This is a genomic window from Actinomadura formosensis NBRC 14204 (assembly GCF_001552155.1).
Taxonomy (GTDB): domain Bacteria; phylum Actinomycetota; class Actinomycetes; order Streptosporangiales; family Streptosporangiaceae; genus Spirillospora; species Spirillospora formosensis.
Map to the genome: position 1 here is coordinate 1 of NZ_BCQQ01000153.1, position 14902 is coordinate 14902.

General features: G+C 67.7%; 26 protein-coding genes. 24 read left to right on the top strand and 2 right to left on the bottom strand.

Annotation, left to right across the window (positions count from 1 at the left end):
* The first annotated feature begins 130 nt into the window (after positions 1-130).
* The 17 genes from rplP (at position 131) to AF1_RS28560 (ending at position 9050) form a co-directional block, all read left to right on the top strand.
* Positions 131-550 (top strand): 50S ribosomal protein L16, encoded by a 420-nt coding sequence (rplP, locus tag AF1_RS28480; protein ID WP_067806120.1) that lies wholly within the window; start codon positions 131-133, stop codon positions 548-550.
* A 76-nt stretch (positions 551-626) separates the two neighbouring features.
* Positions 627-866, top strand: a complete 240-nt coding sequence (gene rpmC, locus AF1_RS28485; protein ID WP_067806123.1) for a 50S ribosomal protein L29 — start codon at positions 627-629, stop codon at positions 864-866.
* Entirely contained in the window at positions 863-1135 is a 273-nt protein-coding gene (rpsQ, locus tag AF1_RS28490) for a 30S ribosomal protein S17 (RefSeq protein WP_021596729.1), read from the top strand. The genes rpmC and rpsQ overlap by 4 nt, the downstream gene beginning before the upstream one ends.
* Positions 1136-1199: 64 nt before the next feature.
* Positions 1200-1568: a 50S ribosomal protein L14 gene (gene rplN, locus AF1_RS28495; protein WP_021596728.1), complete on the top strand. Its 369-nt coding sequence runs from the start codon at positions 1200-1202 to the stop codon at positions 1566-1568.
* Positions 1568-1876, top strand: coding sequence for a 50S ribosomal protein L24 (gene rplX, locus AF1_RS28500; protein ID WP_067806126.1), 309 nt, complete (start codon positions 1568-1570; stop codon positions 1874-1876). Before rplN ends, rplX begins: the two co-directional genes overlap by 1 nt.
* A 5-nt stretch (positions 1877-1881) precedes the next feature.
* Complete coding sequence (gene rplE / locus AF1_RS28505; RefSeq protein ID WP_067806129.1) at positions 1882-2457, top strand: 50S ribosomal protein L5; 576 nt, start codon at positions 1882-1884, stop codon at positions 2455-2457.
* Positions 2458-2471: 14 nt separating this feature from the next.
* Positions 2472-2657 (top strand): type Z 30S ribosomal protein S14, encoded by a 186-nt coding sequence (locus AF1_RS28510; protein ID WP_018657585.1) that lies wholly within the window; start codon positions 2472-2474, stop codon positions 2655-2657.
* Between the two features lie 148 nt (positions 2658-2805).
* Positions 2806-3204 carry a 30S ribosomal protein S8 gene (gene rpsH, locus AF1_RS28515; RefSeq protein WP_067806132.1) on the top strand — a complete coding sequence of 133 codons (399 nt, stop codon included), beginning with the start codon at positions 2806-2808 and terminating at the stop codon, positions 3202-3204.
* Positions 3205-3220: 16 nt separating this feature from the next.
* The gene (gene rplF, locus AF1_RS28520; protein WP_067806135.1) at positions 3221-3757 is read left to right on the top strand and encodes a 50S ribosomal protein L6; all 537 of its coding nucleotides are present in this window, start codon (positions 3221-3223) and stop codon (positions 3755-3757) included.
* Positions 3758-3759: 2 nt separating this feature from the next.
* Positions 3760-4146 carry a 50S ribosomal protein L18 gene (gene rplR / locus AF1_RS28525; RefSeq protein WP_067806137.1) on the top strand — a complete coding sequence of 129 codons (387 nt, stop codon included), beginning with the start codon at positions 3760-3762 and terminating at the stop codon, positions 4144-4146.
* A gap of 34 nt (positions 4147-4180) precedes the next feature.
* A complete protein-coding gene (rpsE, locus tag AF1_RS28530) occupies positions 4181-4801 on the top strand; it encodes a 30S ribosomal protein S5 (protein WP_067806142.1) in 621 nt (206 codons plus the stop codon).
* Positions 4798-4980, top strand: a complete 183-nt coding sequence (gene rpmD / locus AF1_RS28535; RefSeq protein ID WP_067806144.1) for a 50S ribosomal protein L30 — start codon at positions 4798-4800, stop codon at positions 4978-4980. Before rpsE ends, rpmD begins: the two co-directional genes overlap by 4 nt.
* Position 4981: 1 nt before the next feature.
* Positions 4982-5458: a 50S ribosomal protein L15 gene (gene rplO / locus AF1_RS28540; RefSeq protein ID WP_067806147.1), complete on the top strand. Its 477-nt coding sequence runs from the start codon at positions 4982-4984 to the stop codon at positions 5456-5458.
* A 273-nt stretch (positions 5459-5731) separates the two neighbouring features.
* Positions 5732-7030 (top strand): preprotein translocase subunit SecY, encoded by a 1299-nt coding sequence (gene secY, locus AF1_RS28545; RefSeq protein WP_067806174.1) that lies wholly within the window; start codon positions 5732-5734, stop codon positions 7028-7030.
* Positions 7030-7680, top strand: a complete 651-nt coding sequence (locus tag AF1_RS28550; protein WP_067806150.1) for an adenylate kinase — start codon at positions 7030-7032, stop codon at positions 7678-7680. Before secY ends, AF1_RS28550 begins: the two co-directional genes overlap by 1 nt.
* A gap of 69 nt (positions 7681-7749) precedes the next feature.
* A complete protein-coding gene (gene map / locus AF1_RS28555) occupies positions 7750-8589 on the top strand; it encodes a type I methionyl aminopeptidase (RefSeq protein ID WP_067806177.1) in 840 nt (279 codons plus the stop codon).
* Between the two features lie 14 nt (positions 8590-8603).
* Positions 8604-9050 carry a DUF1707 SHOCT-like domain-containing protein gene (locus AF1_RS28560; protein ID WP_067806153.1) on the top strand — a complete coding sequence of 149 codons (447 nt, stop codon included), beginning with the start codon at positions 8604-8606 and terminating at the stop codon, positions 9048-9050.
* A gap of 16 nt (positions 9051-9066) precedes the next feature.
* Here AF1_RS28560 and AF1_RS28565 read toward each other — a convergent pair whose 3' ends face one another.
* Together AF1_RS28565 and AF1_RS28570 are read right to left on the bottom strand one after the other, a co-directional pair.
* Positions 9067-9882 (bottom strand): phosphodiesterase, encoded by an 816-nt coding sequence (locus AF1_RS28565; protein WP_067806156.1) that lies wholly within the window; start codon positions 9880-9882, stop codon positions 9067-9069.
* A gap of 160 nt (positions 9883-10042) precedes the next feature.
* Positions 10043-10654 carry a hypothetical protein gene (locus tag AF1_RS28570; protein ID WP_067806159.1) on the bottom strand — a complete coding sequence of 204 codons (612 nt, stop codon included), beginning with the start codon at positions 10652-10654 and terminating at the stop codon, positions 10043-10045.
* 258 nt (positions 10655-10912) lie between these two features.
* Here AF1_RS28570 and infA point away from each other — a divergent pair, with 258 nt between their 5' ends.
* From infA to rplQ, 7 genes are all read left to right on the top strand, one after another.
* Entirely contained in the window at positions 10913-11134 is a 222-nt protein-coding gene (gene infA / locus AF1_RS28575) for a translation initiation factor IF-1 (protein ID WP_067629441.1), read from the top strand.
* Between the two features lie 65 nt (positions 11135-11199).
* Complete coding sequence (gene rpmJ, locus AF1_RS28580) at positions 11200-11313, top strand: 50S ribosomal protein L36 (protein ID WP_021596712.1); 114 nt, start codon at positions 11200-11202, stop codon at positions 11311-11313.
* A gap of 192 nt (positions 11314-11505) precedes the next feature.
* Positions 11506-11886 carry a 30S ribosomal protein S13 gene (gene rpsM, locus AF1_RS28585; RefSeq protein WP_067806162.1) on the top strand — a complete coding sequence of 127 codons (381 nt, stop codon included), beginning with the start codon at positions 11506-11508 and terminating at the stop codon, positions 11884-11886.
* A 48-nt stretch (positions 11887-11934) separates the two neighbouring features.
* Positions 11935-12336 (top strand): 30S ribosomal protein S11, encoded by a 402-nt coding sequence (rpsK, locus tag AF1_RS28590; RefSeq protein ID WP_021596710.1) that lies wholly within the window; start codon positions 11935-11937, stop codon positions 12334-12336.
* Positions 12337-12356: 20 nt separating this feature from the next.
* Entirely contained in the window at positions 12357-12983 is a 627-nt protein-coding gene (gene rpsD / locus AF1_RS28595; protein WP_067806165.1) for a 30S ribosomal protein S4, read from the top strand.
* Positions 12984-13086: 103 nt separating this feature from the next.
* Positions 13087-14100, top strand: a complete 1014-nt coding sequence (locus AF1_RS28600) for a DNA-directed RNA polymerase subunit alpha (protein ID WP_067806168.1) — start codon at positions 13087-13089, stop codon at positions 14098-14100.
* 95 nt (positions 14101-14195) lie between these two features.
* Positions 14196-14708 (top strand): 50S ribosomal protein L17, encoded by a 513-nt coding sequence (gene rplQ, locus AF1_RS28605; protein WP_067806171.1) that lies wholly within the window; start codon positions 14196-14198, stop codon positions 14706-14708.
* The last annotated feature ends 194 nt before the right edge of the window (positions 14709-14902 follow it).

Consider the following 14902-nt stretch of genomic DNA (forward strand, 5'->3'; position numbering starts at 1 on the left):
GGCCGGGGCGGACGCGGCGGCGAGCGCGGCGGACGCGGCGGCGCCGAGCAGAAGCAGCAGCAGCAGGGTTCCGAGCAGCCGGCGCAGTCCGCCGAGGCTGCTCCGCAGGGTGAGGGGAGCTGAGTAACCGATGCTGATCCCTCGTAAGGTCAAGCACCGCAAGCAGCACCACCCGAAGCGCCGCGGCATGGCCAAGGGCGGCACGAAGGTGACGTTCGGCGAGTACGGCATCCAGGCCGTCGAGGCCGCGTATGTGACGAACCGGCAGATCGAGGCCGCGCGTATCGCGATGACCCGCCACATCAAGCGTGGCGGCAAGGTCTGGATCAACATCTTCCCGGACCGTCCGCTGACCAAGAAGCCCGCCGAGACCCGCATGGGTTCCGGTAAGGGTTCGGTCGAGTGGTGGGTGGCCAACGTGAAGCCGGGCCGCGTGCTGTTCGAGATCTCCTACCCGAACGAGCAGATCGCTCGGGAGGCGCTCACCCGCGCGATCCACAAGCTGCCCATGAAGTGCAAGATCGTGAAGCGAGAGGTGGGTGAGTCCTGATGTTCAAGCGTCACAAGCTCCCCATGCTGTGCTCACTGACCTGCAAGATCGTCAAGCGAGAGGTGGGTGAGTCCTGATGGCCAAGGGTCTTACCGCCGACGACCTGCGGACCGAACCCGAGGACGTCCTGGTCACCAAGCTCAAGGAGGCCAAGGAGGAGCTGTTCAACCTCCGCTTCCAGGCCGCCACCGGCCAGCTTGAGAGCCACGGGCGGCTGCGCACCGTGAAGCGCGAGATCGCTCGCATCTACACCGTGATGCAGGAGCGCAAGCTCGGCATCACCACGGTCGAGGACGCCGCGGAGGGCAACGAATGACCGAGCAGCAGACCGAGCAGCGGAGCAGCCGCAAGATCCTTGAGGGGCTCGTGGTCAGCGACAAGATGGACAAGACCGTGGTCGTGTCCGTCGAGGACCGCGTGAAGCACGCCAAGTACCACAAGGTGATCCGCCGCACGAAGAACTACAAGGCGCACGACGAGGCCAACGAGTGTGGCGTCGGCGACCGCGTCCGCCTCATGGAGACCCGCCCGCTGTCGGCCACCAAGCGCTGGCGCGTGGTGGAGATCCTTGAGAAGGCCAAGTAATTACTGGTTCCACCAGGCTGCCGCGGGTGACGCGGCAGAACCGGTGTGACGAACAGGAGTTGACGTGATCCAGCAGGAGTCGCGACTCAAGGTCGCCGACAACACGGGTGCGAAGGAGATCCTTTGCATCCGGGTTCTCGGCGGCTCGGGTCGGCGCTACGCGGGAGTCGGCGACATCATCGTCGCGACGGTGAAGGACGCCCTTCCCGGCGCGGGCGTGAAGAAGGGTGACGTCGTCAAGGCGGTCGTCGTGCGCACCCGCAAGGAGCGCCGGCGCCCGGACGGCTCCTACATCCGCTTCGACGAGAACGCCGCCGTGCTGATCAAGGACGGCGGCGACCCCCGCGGCACCCGTATCTTCGGCCCGGTGGGCCGCGAACTGCGCGAGAAGAAGTTCATGCGCATCATCTCGCTCGCGCCGGAGGTGCTCTGATGAAGATCCGCAAGGGCGACGAGGTGATCGTCCTCGCCGGCAAGGACAAGGGCGCGACGGGCAAGGTCCTGCGCGTCATCCCGCGTGAAGAGCGGGTGGTCGTCGAGGGCGTCAACCTCATCACCAAGAACATCAAGGCCGACCAGCAGCGTGCCGGCAAGGAGAGCGGTCGCGTCACGGTCGAGGCGCCGCTGCACGTCAGCAACGTCGCGATCGTCGAGGACGGCAAGCCGGTACGGGTCGGTTACCGCACCAACGAGGACGGCACGAAGGTTCGGATCTCGCGCCGTAGCGGTAAGGAGATCTGAGACCGATGACCGAGACCGTTACCGAGCGCCCCGTCCCGAAGCCGCGGCTCAAGGTCCGCTACCGCGAGGAGATCGCGGGGCAGATGCGCGAGCAGTTCGGCTACCCCAACGTCATGCAGATCCCCACGCTGACCAAGATCGTGGTCAACATGGGCGTCGGCGACGCGGCGAAGGACGCCAAGCTGATCGAGGGTGCGATCCGCGACCTTTCGGTGATCACCGGCCAGAAGCCGGCGGTGAACCGGGCCCGCAAGTCCATCGCGCAGTTCAAGCTGCGCGAGGGGATGCCGATCGGCGCGCACGCCACGCTGCGCGGCGACCGCATGTGGGAGTTCCTGGACCGGCTGCTGTCGACGGCGCTGCCCCGCATCCGTGACTTCCGCGGCCTGTCGCCGAAGCAGTTCGACGGCAACGGGAACTACACCTTCGGGCTGACCGAGCAGGTCATGTTCCACGAGGTCGACCCGGACAAGATCGACCGGACGCGGGGCATGGACATCACGGTCGTGACGACCGCGAAGACCGACGACGAGGGCCGGGCGCTGCTCAAGCTCCTGGGCTTCCCCTTCAAGGAAAGCTGAGCGAGGAAAAGAGCATGGCGAAGAAGTCGCTGATCGCCAAGGCGGCGCGCAAGCCGAAGTTCGGTGTGCGCGCGTACACTCGATGCTCGCGCTGCGGGCGTCCGCGTTCCGTCTACCGGAAGTTCGGCCTGTGCCGCGTGTGCTTCCGGGAGATGGCCCACCGCGGCGAGCTGCCCGGCATCACGAAGTCCAGCTGGTGACCGCATCCCCCGGGGGCGGCCCCGGGGGGCGGACACCGGCCTGTAATGAATGACCAACCGGGCGCCTGAGAGGGCGTCCACGACCGCGCCAAAGGTCCACGGGACGCATCGACCCGAGGAAACCGTGGCGAGGGAGGGCCAGCAGGCCATGACGATGACCGACCCGATCGCAGACATGCTGACGCGTCTGCGGAACGCGAATTCGGCGTACCACGACTCCGTGGCGATGCCGTACTCGAAGATCAAGGCGCACATCGCCGAGATCCTCCAGCAGGAGGGCTACATCTCGGGCTGGACCGTGCAGGACGCCAAGGTCGGCAAGGAGCTCGTGATCGAGCTGAAGTTCGGCCCGACCCGCGAGCGTTCGATCGCCGGCATCAAGCGCGTCTCGAAGCCGGGTCTGCGCGTGTACGCGAAGAAGGACAATCTGCCGAAGGTCCTGGGCGGACTGGGCGTCGCGATCATCTCGACGTCCTCCGGCCTGATGACCGACCGGCAGGCGGGCAAGCGTGGCGTGGGCGGGGAAGTCCTCGCCTACGTCTGGTGAGGGGAGGTACTGACCAATGTCTCGTATCGGACGTCTTCCCATCACCGTGCCCAGCGGTGTCGAGATCACCCTCGACGGCCGGGAGGTCACCGTCAAGGGGCCGAAGGGCACGCTGTCGCACACCGTCGTCGAACCCATTGAGGTCAGCCAGGAGGACGGCAAGATCGTCGTCACCCGGCCGAACGACGTCAACAAGGTGCGCGGCCTGCACGGGCTCACCCGGACGCTGATCAACAACATGGTCGTCGGGGTCACCGACGGCTACAAGAAGACCCTGGTCATCCAGGGCGTCGGTTACCGGGTGGTGGCCAAGGGCAAGAATGTGGAGTTCTCGCTCGGCTACAGCCACCCGATCCCCTTCGAGGCGCCGGAAGGCATCACCTTCAAGGTGGAGAAGCCGACGCAGCTCGTCGTCGAGGGCATCGACAAGCAGCTCGTCGGTGAGATCGCCGCGCGCATCCGCAAGCTGCGCAAGCCCGACCCGTACAAGGGCAAGGGTGTGCGCTACGAGGGCGAGCAGATCCGCCGCAAGGTCGGAAAGGCTGGTAAGTAGTCATGGCAGGCACGAAGACCCTGGCCGCGAAGGCCACGTCGGCGCGGGCCAAGTCCCGCAAGCGCCGGCACCTGCGGGTCCGGAAGAAGGTCGTGGGCACCGCCGCGCGGCCTCGCCTGGTCGTGACCCGCTCCACCCGGCACGTGTTCGTCCAGGTCATCGACGACGACAAGGGCCACACGCTGGCCTACGCGTCGACGATGGAGGCGGACCTGCGCGCCGACTCCGGCGACAAGACGGCCAAGTCCCGCAGGGTCGGCGAGCTCGTCGCCCGGCGGGCCAGGGAGGCCGGCGTGTCCGCGGTCGTGTTCGACCGCGGCGGCAACAAGTACCACGGCCGCATCGCCGCTGTCGCGGACGGTGCGCGCGAGGGGGGCCTTAAGCTCTAATGGCCCTGTACAAGGTGAACGAGAGGAACCACTGATGGCAGCGCAGAGGCGTGGTGGCGGTCAGGGTGGCGACCGTCGCGACCGCCGCGACGACCGCCGCGGTGGCGCCGACAAGGGCCAGTCGTACATCGAGAAGGTCGTGGCGATCAACCGTGTCGCCAAGGTCGTCAAGGGCGGGCGTCGCTTCAGCTTCACCGCCCTGGTGATCGTCGGTGACGGCAACGGGACCGTCGGCGTCGGCTACGGCAAGGCCAAGGAGGTGCCCGCGGCGATCGCCAAGGGTGTCGAAGAGGCCAAGAAGCACTTCTTCAAGGTGCCGCGGATCCAGGGCACGATTCCGCACCTGGTGCAGGCGCGGGCCGCGGCGGGCGAGGTCCTGCTGCGTCCGGCCAGCCCCGGTACCGGCGTGATCGCCGGTGGCCCGGTGCGCGCCGTGCTGGAGGCGGCCGGTATCCAGGACGTGCTGAGCAAGTCGCTGGGCAGCGAGAACGCGATCAACATCGTGCACGCGACGATCGCGGGGCTGAAGGCGCTGAAGCGTCCGGAGGAGATCGCGGCCAAGCGCGGCCTGCCGATCGAGGACGTCGCCCCGGCGGCCATGCTGCGGGCTCGTGCGGCCGGCACCGAACCGAGGCCGGAGGTCGCGACCTCATGAGCAACCTGAAGATCACGCAGACCAAGTCCGTGATCAGCGAGAAGCAGAACCAGCGTGACACGCTGCGCACCCTCGGCCTGAAGAAGATCGGGCAGAGCGTGGTCCGCGCGGACCGCCCCGAGGTGCGCGGCATGATCCGGACGGTGGCACACCTTGTCACCGTCGAGGAGGTCGACTGACATGGCGGCTGATCTCGGTAAGGACACGACCGAGGGAACTCCGCTCAGGGTGCACGACCTGCGTCCGGCCCCCGGCGCCAACAAGGCCAAGACCCGCAAGGGCCGCGGCGAGGCGTCCAAGGGCAAGACCGCCGGCCGCGGCACCAAGGGCACCAAGGCCCGCAGCACCGTCCCCGTCGGTTTCGAGGGCGGCCAGATGCCGCTGATCCGCCGGGTGCCGAAGCTGAAGGGCTTCAAGAACCCGAACCGGGTCGAGTTCCAGGTGGTGAACCTGGACAAGCTCGCCGCGCTCTACCCCGAGGGCGGCGAGGTCACGGCGGAGGACCTGGCGGCCAAGGGCGCGGTGCGCCGCGGCCGTCCGGTCAAGATCCTCGGCACCGGCGACATCTCCGTCGCGGTCCAGGTGAAGGCGCACGCCTTCTCCGGCGCCGCCAAGGAGAAGATCGCCGCCGCCGGTGGTACCACCGACGAGCTGTAGGTTTTTCCAAGAAGGCCATGGCCGTCTCCTCCTGGAGGAGACGGCCATGGCCTTCTTCCTTTGCCCGCCCGTTCCCCACGGACTTCGGGTGCGAGCGAGGGGGTTCGTGACGGTCCGCGGAGTCGCTACACTGTGGCGGGCTGTTTTCCCTTCGCCGTTGCGGCTTCGGTCAGGACGGCGGATACAGTGTGCACCGGCGGGCCATGTACCCGCTCGCTATGGGATCAACCAGGACGGTACTGCCGCAATAGATGCAGGTCCTCAGGAGGAATGGTGCTGACCGCGTTCGCTCGGGCTTTCCGTACGCCTGACCTGCGTAAAAAAATCCTTTTCACGCTCTTCATGATCCTGGTGTTCCGGGTGGGGTCGATCCTGCCGACACCGAACGTGAACGTGAAGGTGCTGAAGGACACCGCCAATGCGGCCAAGCAGAGCAACACCAGCCTCTACGGGCTCGTTGATCTGTTCAGCGGCGGCGCGCTGCTGAAGCTCTCGGTCTTCGCGCTGGGCATCATGCCCTACATCACGGCCAGCATCATCCTGCAACTGCTGACGGTGGTGATCCCGCGCCTGGAGGCCCTGAAGAAGGAGGGCCAGGCCGGTACCACGAAGATCACCCAGTACACCCGGTACCTGACGGTCGGGCTGGCGATCCTCCAGGGGACCGGCATCGTGGCGATGGCGAGCACCGGGCAGCTGTTCCAGGGCGTGTCCGGCAGCGGAGACATCCTGTACGACAAGGGCATCTTCCCGATCATCACGATGGTGATCTGCATGGTGGCGGGCACGACCGTCATCATGTGGCTCGGCGAGCTGGTGACCGACCGCGGCGTCGGCAACGGCATGTCGATCCTGATCTTCACCCAGGTGGTGGCGGTCTTCCCGTCCCAGTTCTGGGCCATCTACAAGAGCAAGAACGGCTTCGTCTTCACGATCGTGGTCCTGGTGGGTCTGGCGATCATGGCGGGGGTCGTGTTCGTCGAGCAGGCGCAGCGGCGCATCCCCGTCCAGTACGCCAAGCGGATGGTGGGCCGGCGCATGTACGGCGGGACGTCGACCTACATCCCGCTGAAGGTGAACCAGGCCGGCATCATCCCGATCATCTTCGCGTCCTCGCTGCTCTACCTGCCGGTTCTGGCCACCCAGCTGTGGCCCAACGCCAAGTGGCTGCAGAAGGTCCAGCCGTACCTGCAGCAGGACAACGCCTGGCACATGGTGATCTTCTTCGCCTTCATCATCTTCTTCACGTACTTCTACGTGGCGATCACCTTCAACCCCACTGAAGTCGCCGACAACATGAAGAAGTATGGTGGATTCATCCCAGGTATCCGTCCTGGTCGGCCGACCGCCGAATACCTCGACTTCGTGCTGACCAGGATCACCACACCCGGTGCGGTGTACCTGGGGCTCGTGTCCCTGATCCCCATGGTGGCCCTTGCGATCCTGGGAGCCAGCCAGGACTTCCCGTTCGGCGGCACGAGCATCCTCATCGTCGTCGGCGTCGGACTGGATACCGTGAAGCAGATCGAGAGTCAGCTGCAGCAGCGTAACTACGAGGGCTTCCTCCGGTAGTGCGTATCGTGCTGGTGGGCCCCCCTGGAGCGGGCAAGGGGACGCAGGCCCAGTTCATCGCATCTCATCTGTCGGTCCCGAAGATCTCGACAGGTGACATCTTCCGCGCCAACGTGAGCGGCGGGACCGAGCTCGGCCGGCAGGCCAAGCAGTTCATGGACCGCGGTGACCTCGTCCCCGACGAGATCACGATCGCGATGGTGCGCGACCGGCTCGCCCAGGACGACGCGGCCGACGGCTTCCTGCTGGACGGCTTCCCGCGCAACGTCCCCCAGGCGGAGACACTGAAGAAGATCCTCGCCGAGTGGGAGACCCGCCTGGACATCGTGCTGGAGCTGGTCGTCGACGAGGACGAGGTCGTCCGGCGGCTGTCGGGCCGGCGCACATGCGACAAGTGCGGCCGGATCTGGCATGTCGACTTCGACGACAAGCAGGACGACATCTGCGACGACTGCGGCGGTCACCTGTTCCAGCGGGACGACGACAAGGAAGAGGTCGTCATGCACCGGCTGGAGGTGTACCGGCACGACACGTCCCCGCTGGTGCAGTTCTACGCCGACGAGAGCATCCTCGTCGGCATCGATGCGACGGGCCCGGTCGAAGAGGTCACCAAGCGCGCCCTGGCCGCGCTCCGCCCGCTGGAGAAGTGAACGGCACGGGCGCGGGCCCCGGTCCCGCGCCCGCCCGGCGGTGCCGGCGAACCCGGTGCAGGGAGAATGATGTTCAGACGGCGTAGGCCCGCGATCCAGATGAAGACCGCGGAGCAGATCGAGCTGATGCGTGCGGCGGGCCTGCTGGTCGGCCGGACGCTGGAACTGCTGCGCGAGGCCGTCAAACCGGGGATCACCACCCTGGATCTGGACACGCTCGCCGAGCAGCACATCCGCGACAACGGCGGCGTCCCGTCCTTCAAGGGCTACTACGGCTTCACCGGGACGATCTGCGCGTCGGTGAACGAAGAGATCGTGCACGGCATCCCGCGGGCCGGGAAGGTGCTGCGGGACGGCGACGTCATCTCCATCGACTGCGGCGCGATCGTCGAGGGCTGGCATGGCGACGCGGCCGTCACCGTTCCCGTCGGGGAGATCACCGAGGAGCTGCGGCGGCTCCTGGAGGTCACCGAGACGTCCCTGTGGCACGGTCTGGCCGCCGGAAAGGCCGGGGCCCGTCTCACGGACATGTCCCACGCGATCGAGGCTCACATTCGCTCTCAGGGCCGCTACGGCATCGTTGAGGGCTACGGGGGGCACGGCATCGGGACCGAGATGCACATGGACCCGCTGATCCCCAACCATGGCGCGCCGGGACACGGTCCCGTCCTGGAGCCGGGGATGTGCTTCGCGGTGGAGCCGATGGTGAACCTCGGCACCAAGGAGACCCTGGAACTGGACGACGGCTGGACGGTCGTGACGACCGACGGGCGGTACTCGGCGCACTTCGAGCACACGTTCGCGGTCACCGCGGACGGCCCGCGCGTCCTGACGGCACTGGACGAGGGCCGTGAATGGTTTCGCAAGCTCGGTTCACCCGCGCAGAATGGGAATGACAGCTCGTCCTGAGAAGCGGAGGAACGATGGCGCCGAACCCTGACATCCGGGCCTCGGACGCCGACCGCGACCGGGTGGCCGCGAGCCTGCGTGAGCACTGCGCGCTCGGCCGGATCACGATAGACGAGCTGCAGGAGCGGCTTGAGTCGGCGTACGGGGCGAAGACCCTCGGGCAGCTCCAGGAGGTCACCTCCGACCTGCCGGAGGAGGACCTCTACCAGCTGCCCGTCCCGGCGACGCAGCCGAAGAGCACCGCGTCCGCGGCGAAGGTCTCGTCCGGGGACCTCGTGACGCAGCGCATGCGCGCGATGTGGGGCGCGTGGGCGACGGTCAGCGCGATCAACGTCACCATCTGGCTGATCCTCATGGCGACGACCGGCGTGGTCTACCCGTGGTGGATCTGGGTGGCGGGTCCGTGGGGCGCGATCCTGCTGATGCGCACGATCTTCGGCGACCGGCACGGCGGCTGCTGACCGTCCACTCCGCGCCTCACTCCACGTCCATCAGCGGGCGGTAGTTGCCGGTCGGGGCGAAGTGCGTGGTGGCGGTGCCGTCCTCGCCGATGAGGTGGAGGGCGAACCCGGCGGGCTCCCCGGTGACGGCCGCGCGTCCCTCCTTGGTGAGGTCGAGGAACAGCTGCCGGTAGGTGCTGGGGCACGTGGTGCTGACCCTGCCGGCGAGCGACCCCGCCGACGCCCGGTGGACGTGCCCGGAGATCACCCGCACCACCTGCGGATGCCGCGAGATCACGGCCACGAACCCGGTGGGGTCGACGAACCGCAGATCGTCGATGAACCGCATCCCGATCGGATACGCCGGATGGTGCGTGGCGATGACCGTCGGCGTGTCGGGCGCGGCGCGCAGGGCCTCGTCCAGCCACGCCAGCCGCTCCTCGCTCATATGCCCATGCGGATGACCGTCCACGACGGTGTCGCAGCAGACGAGCCGCACGCCCGCCACGTCGACGGCGTACTGCATGGGCGCCTGGGGGGCCGTCGCCGACGCCACCACGGCCGGATGGTCGCTGAACACCTTCCGCATCTCGTCGCGATCGTCGTGGTTGCCGCACATCGGGTAGACGGCCATCGGCAGCGGCGACAGCAGCGCGTGCAGCCGCGTGTACTCGGCGGGCCGCCCGCCGTCGGCGAGGTCGCCGGTGAGGACCACCGCGTCCGGACGCGCGGGCAGCGACAGCAGGCTCGACACGGCGGCCCGCAGGGCGCGCACCGGTCCCGAGCCGTCGTCCACCTCGCCGTCCCGCCCGGCCGCCAGGTGGATGTCGCTCAGCTGCGCGATGATCGCCATCGATCGATCCTCCCCTTGCCCCCAGCACATCACGGGGGCCTTCCTCCGGGCACCTCCGGGCCTGTGCAACGTGACGATCTTGGCCCCCGCCCGCGCCCCTGTCGACTCGGGGCAGATGATCCATTGTGGGAGGCGCTCCCCGCGCCCCCGGCGGGGGAGGTCAGGCGACGTGGGGGATCACCAGGGAGAGGGCCGAGGTGACCTCTTCGGGAGCGGGGGCCACGTCGGGGACCACGTCGCGCAGGGCCAGCCAGCCGTTGATGGCCTGGACGGTGGGCTTGGCCTCGATGAGCTGCGGATCCTCCAGGCCGTACCAGGCGGCGACCTTCGACCAGCGCCACAGGCGGTGGCCCGCGGCCGACATCTCCGACGAGGGGAAGCCGGTGGCGCCGCGCGCGCCGGTGATGGCGTGCCGGACCGAGTCGAACGAGCGGCCGACGCGTTCGGCGATGTCGCGGATCGTCAGCAGCGGGTCGGCCTCCACCTGCAGGACGTGCAGGCCGGGCGCGCTCTCCTCGACGTGCTCGACCACCTCCATGATCGCCGCGGCGAGGGTGGCGCCGGGCCAGGAGCAGGACGCGTTGCCCAGACGGTCCGCCGAGCGGAGCTCGTCGTTTGGATGGTGGTGGGCGGGGGCTGGTGGACGGTCGGCGTGCTGCGGTTCGCTGATGATCGACACCGTGACCGCGCCGTGCGTACGGTCGAACAGCGGGTCGAGCTCCTCCTCGTAGAGGGGACGGCTGAGGATCAGCGCGAAGTCATAGCTCGGCATGCTGATCCTCCTCGAAGTCTCTCTCCTCGAAAGGTACAACGCGGACGCGTTGTATGCTTGGGTCGGGAGCAGTCTCCGGACCCGTGGCAGGTGTTGATTTCGCGTTGCGCGCCCGGTTGACGTAGACTCCTTTGTCGGTCCGTCGCCGGCCGCCTGAATCCCCGTTTCCGACGCTCTCGCGTCGTGGTGGGGTGCGGCCGATTCTCCTCTGGAGACCCGGGCCGCGTCCAATGAGCCGATCAGCGAAGCGCGGAGGACATGCCCAAGAAAGAAGGGGCCATCGAGATCGAGGGCACCGTCATCGAGTCCCTCCCGAACGCCATGTTCCGGGTGGAGCTGGAGAACGGGCACAAGGTGCTCGCCCACATCAGCGGCAAGATGCGGATGCACTACATCCGGATCCTGCCGGACGACCGCGTCGTTGTGGAGTTGAGCCCCTACGACCTCACGCGCGGTCGGATCGTCTACCGCTACAAGTAATCCCACTGGGGTTGCCTTCCCCGCGCGTGGCGGCGCGGGGGTGACCCTTATCTCCAGGAGACCCAGTGAAGGTCAAGCCGAGCGTCAAGAAGATCTGCAACAAGTGCCGCGTCATCCGCCGGCACGGCCGGGTCATGGTCATCTGCTCTGACCCGCGCCACAAGCAGCGTCAGGGCTGACGCACACAACAGACAAGCGCACCGCAGCCTTCACACGTGGCCGTACGCCGTCCGATCCCCTGGATCGGGCCGTACGGCAGCGTCGTGTGGAGGAGCACCCTCGGATCGTCGGAGGCCGGGGCCGCCACCCGGGCAGGGTGTGTGCGGACGCGGTGCGTCCATACCTCCGCATTATGAAGGGAACTGCCCAACATGGCACGCCTTCTCGGCGTCGACCTCCCGCGCGACAAGCGCTTGGAGGTCGCTCTCACCTACATCTTCGGCATCGGCCGGACGCGGGCGCTGGAGACCCTCGCGGGTACCGGCGTCAGCGGCGACCTGCGGGTGCACCAGCTCGGCGACGAAGAGCTGGTGAAGCTCCGCGACTGGATCGAGGCGAACTACAAGATCGAGGGTGATCTTCGCCGCGAGGTCCAGGCGGACATCCGCCGCAAGATCGAGATCGGGTGCTACCAGGGCATCCGGCACCGCCGCGGGCTTCCGGTGCACGGTCAGCGCACGCAGACCAACGCGCGTACCCGCAAGGGCAAGAAGAAGACCGTGGCCGGCAAGAAGAAGGCCGGCAAGAAGTAGTCCGGAGTCGGTCCTCCGGATCGATGACCTCACGAGTAGAGAGAGCACATGCCTCCTAAGAGCCGTGTCGGCGCCAAGAAGGTGCGCCGCAAGGAGAAGAAGAACGTCGCTCACGGGCACGCCCACATCAAGAGCACGTTCAACAACACGATCGTTTCGATCACCGACCCCAACGGGAACGTGATCTCCTGGGCCTCCTCGGGCCATGTCGGGTTCAAGGGCTCGCGCAAGTCCACCCCGTTCGCCGCGCAGCAGGCCGCCGAGGCCGCCGCCCGGCGCGCGATGGAGCACGGCATGCGCAAGGTCGACGTCTTCGTGAAGGGCCCGGGCTCGGGCCGCGAGACCGCCATCCGCTCGCTGCAGGCGACCGGCCTGGAGGTGGGCTCGATCCAGGACGTCACGCCCGTTCCGCACAACGGCTGCCGCCCGCCGAAGCGCCGCCGGGTCTGAGGCAGGGAGAACACACGACAATGGCTCGTTACACCGGTGCGGACTGCAAGCTCTGCCGCCGCGAGAAGATGAAGCTGTTCCTCAAGGGCAGCAAGTGCATGGGCCCGAAGTGCCCGATCGAGATCCGTCCCTACCCGCCGGGTGAGCACGGTCGCGGTCGGCCCAAGGAGACCGAGTACCTGCTGCAGCTGCGTGAGAAGCAGAAGGCGCGGCGCATCTACGGCGTGCTGGAGCGCCAGTTCCACAACTACTACGTCGAGGCGAACCGCCAGCAGGGCAAGACGGGTGACAACCTGCTCGTCCTGCTGGAGCGCCGGCTCGACAACGTGGTCTACCGCGGCGGCTTCGCCAAGTCCCGCGACATGGCCCGTCAGCTCATCCGCCACGGCCACATCCGGGTCAACGGCAAGAAGGTCGACATCCCGTCGGCCCTGGTGGACGAGGCCGACATCATCGACGTCAAGTCCAAGTCGCAGGAGATGACGCCGTTCCAGGTCGCCAAGGCCGAGGCCGGCGAGGTGACCGTCCCGGCGTGGCTCGGCGTGGACGCGGAGAAGATGCGGATCTTCGTGCACTCGCTGCCGGTCCGGCAGCAGATCGACGCTCCCGTCCAGGAGCAGCTGATCGTCGAGCTCTACTCCAAGTAGGGCTCAGCGTCCCGCCGGGGTCCATGGATGGATCCCGGCGGGACGGGAACACCGGAACACTGCGGTCGTCAAATAGCGGGCACCGCGGAAAGAAGGCATCACCATGCTCATCGCTCAGCGTCCCACTCTCACCGAAGAGCAGGTCGACGAGTACCGGTCGCGGTTCACCATCGAGCCGCTGGAGCCGGGCTTCGGCTACACGATCGGCAACTCGCTGCGTCGTACCCTGCTCTCCTCGATTCCCGGTGCGGCCGTCACCAGCATCCGGATCGAGGGCGTCCTGCACGAGTTCTCCACCGTCCCCGGGGTCAAGGAGGATGTCACCGACATCATCCTGAACCTCAAGGAGCTCGTCGTCTCCTCCGAGCACGACGAGCCCGTGGTCATGTACCTGCGCAAGCAGGGCCCGGGCGAGGTGACCGCGGCCGACATCGCGCCGCCGGCGGGCGTCGAGGTCCACAACCCGGACCTGCACATCGCCACGCTGAACAACAAGGCCAAGCTGGAGATGGAGCTGACGGTCGAGCGCGGCCGCGGCTACGTCTCCGCCGCGCAGAACAAGCAGCCGGGCCAGGAGATCGGCCGGATCCCGATCGACTCCATCTACTCGCCCGTGCTCAAGGTCACCTACAAGGTCGAGGCGACCCGGGTCGAGCAGCGCACCGACTTCGACCGCCTCATCCTGGACGTGGAGACCAAGCAGGCGATGCTGCCGCGCGACGCGGTCGCGTCCGCCGGTAAGACCCTCGTCGAGCTGTTCGGCCTGGCCCGGGAGCTCAACGTCGAGGCCGAGGGCATCGACATGGGCCCGTCCCCGACGGACGCCGCGCTCGCCGCGGACCTGGCCCTGCCGATCGAGGAGCTGAACCTCACCGTCCGCTCCTACAACTGCCTGAAGCGCGAGGGCATCCACTCGGTGGGCGAGCTCGTCGCCCGCAGCGAGCAGGACCTCCTGGACATCCGCAACTTCGGTGCGAAGTCCATCGAGGAAGTGAAGCAGAAGCTCAGCGACATGGGCCTGTCGCTGAAGGACTCCCCGCCCGGATTCGACCCGAGCGCGGCGGCGGACAACTACGGCGACGACGACCAGAGCTACGCCGAGACCGAGCAGTACTAGAAACCCGATTCCCGGCGGCCGGGGGCGCGTTCCCCGGCCGTTCCGGGACCAGCTGACACCGGTACCTGATACGGCCGGTGCAGGAAGGAAACGCCATGCCCCAGCCCACCAAGGGCGCCCGCCTCGGCGGCAGCGCCGCGCACCAGCGCCTCATCCTGGCGAACCTCGCCACGGCGCTGTTCGAGCACGGCCGCATCACCACCACCGAGGCCAAGGCCCGGCGGGTGCGTCCGCTCGCGGAGAAGCTGATCACCAAGGCCAAGAAGGGTGACCTGCACAACCGCCGCCTGGTGGCCCGCGTGATCCGCGACAAGGGCGTGCTGCACGGGCTCTTCACCGAGATCGCGCCGAGCTTCGAGAGCCGTCCCGGCGGCTACACCCGCATCACCAAGATCGGCCCGCGCAAGGGTGACTGTGCGCCCATGGCCGTGATCGAGCTGGTGCGGGAGCCGATGCAGGCCGCCACCGGCAAGGCCGCGCCGAAGCCCGCCGAGGAGGAGCAGCCCGCCGAGGGCGAGGTCACCCTCAGCAAGACCGCTGCCGAGGAGCCCGAGGCCGTGGATGCCACGCCCGCTGGGTCCGAGGACAACGAGGGCGACGCTAAGTAAGATCTCGATTGCCAAGGGTGCTCCCCGCGTAGGCGGGGGTGATCCGGGCGACAACGCCCCGATGGCCGTGATCGAGCTGTGCTCCCCGCGCACGTGGGGTGATCCACTCCCTTGGCTGTTCCGCTGAGGGTTTCGGCCGACATGATGAGGGCCCGCCGTTCCACTACGGAACGGCGGGCCCGATTTTTTCCGGG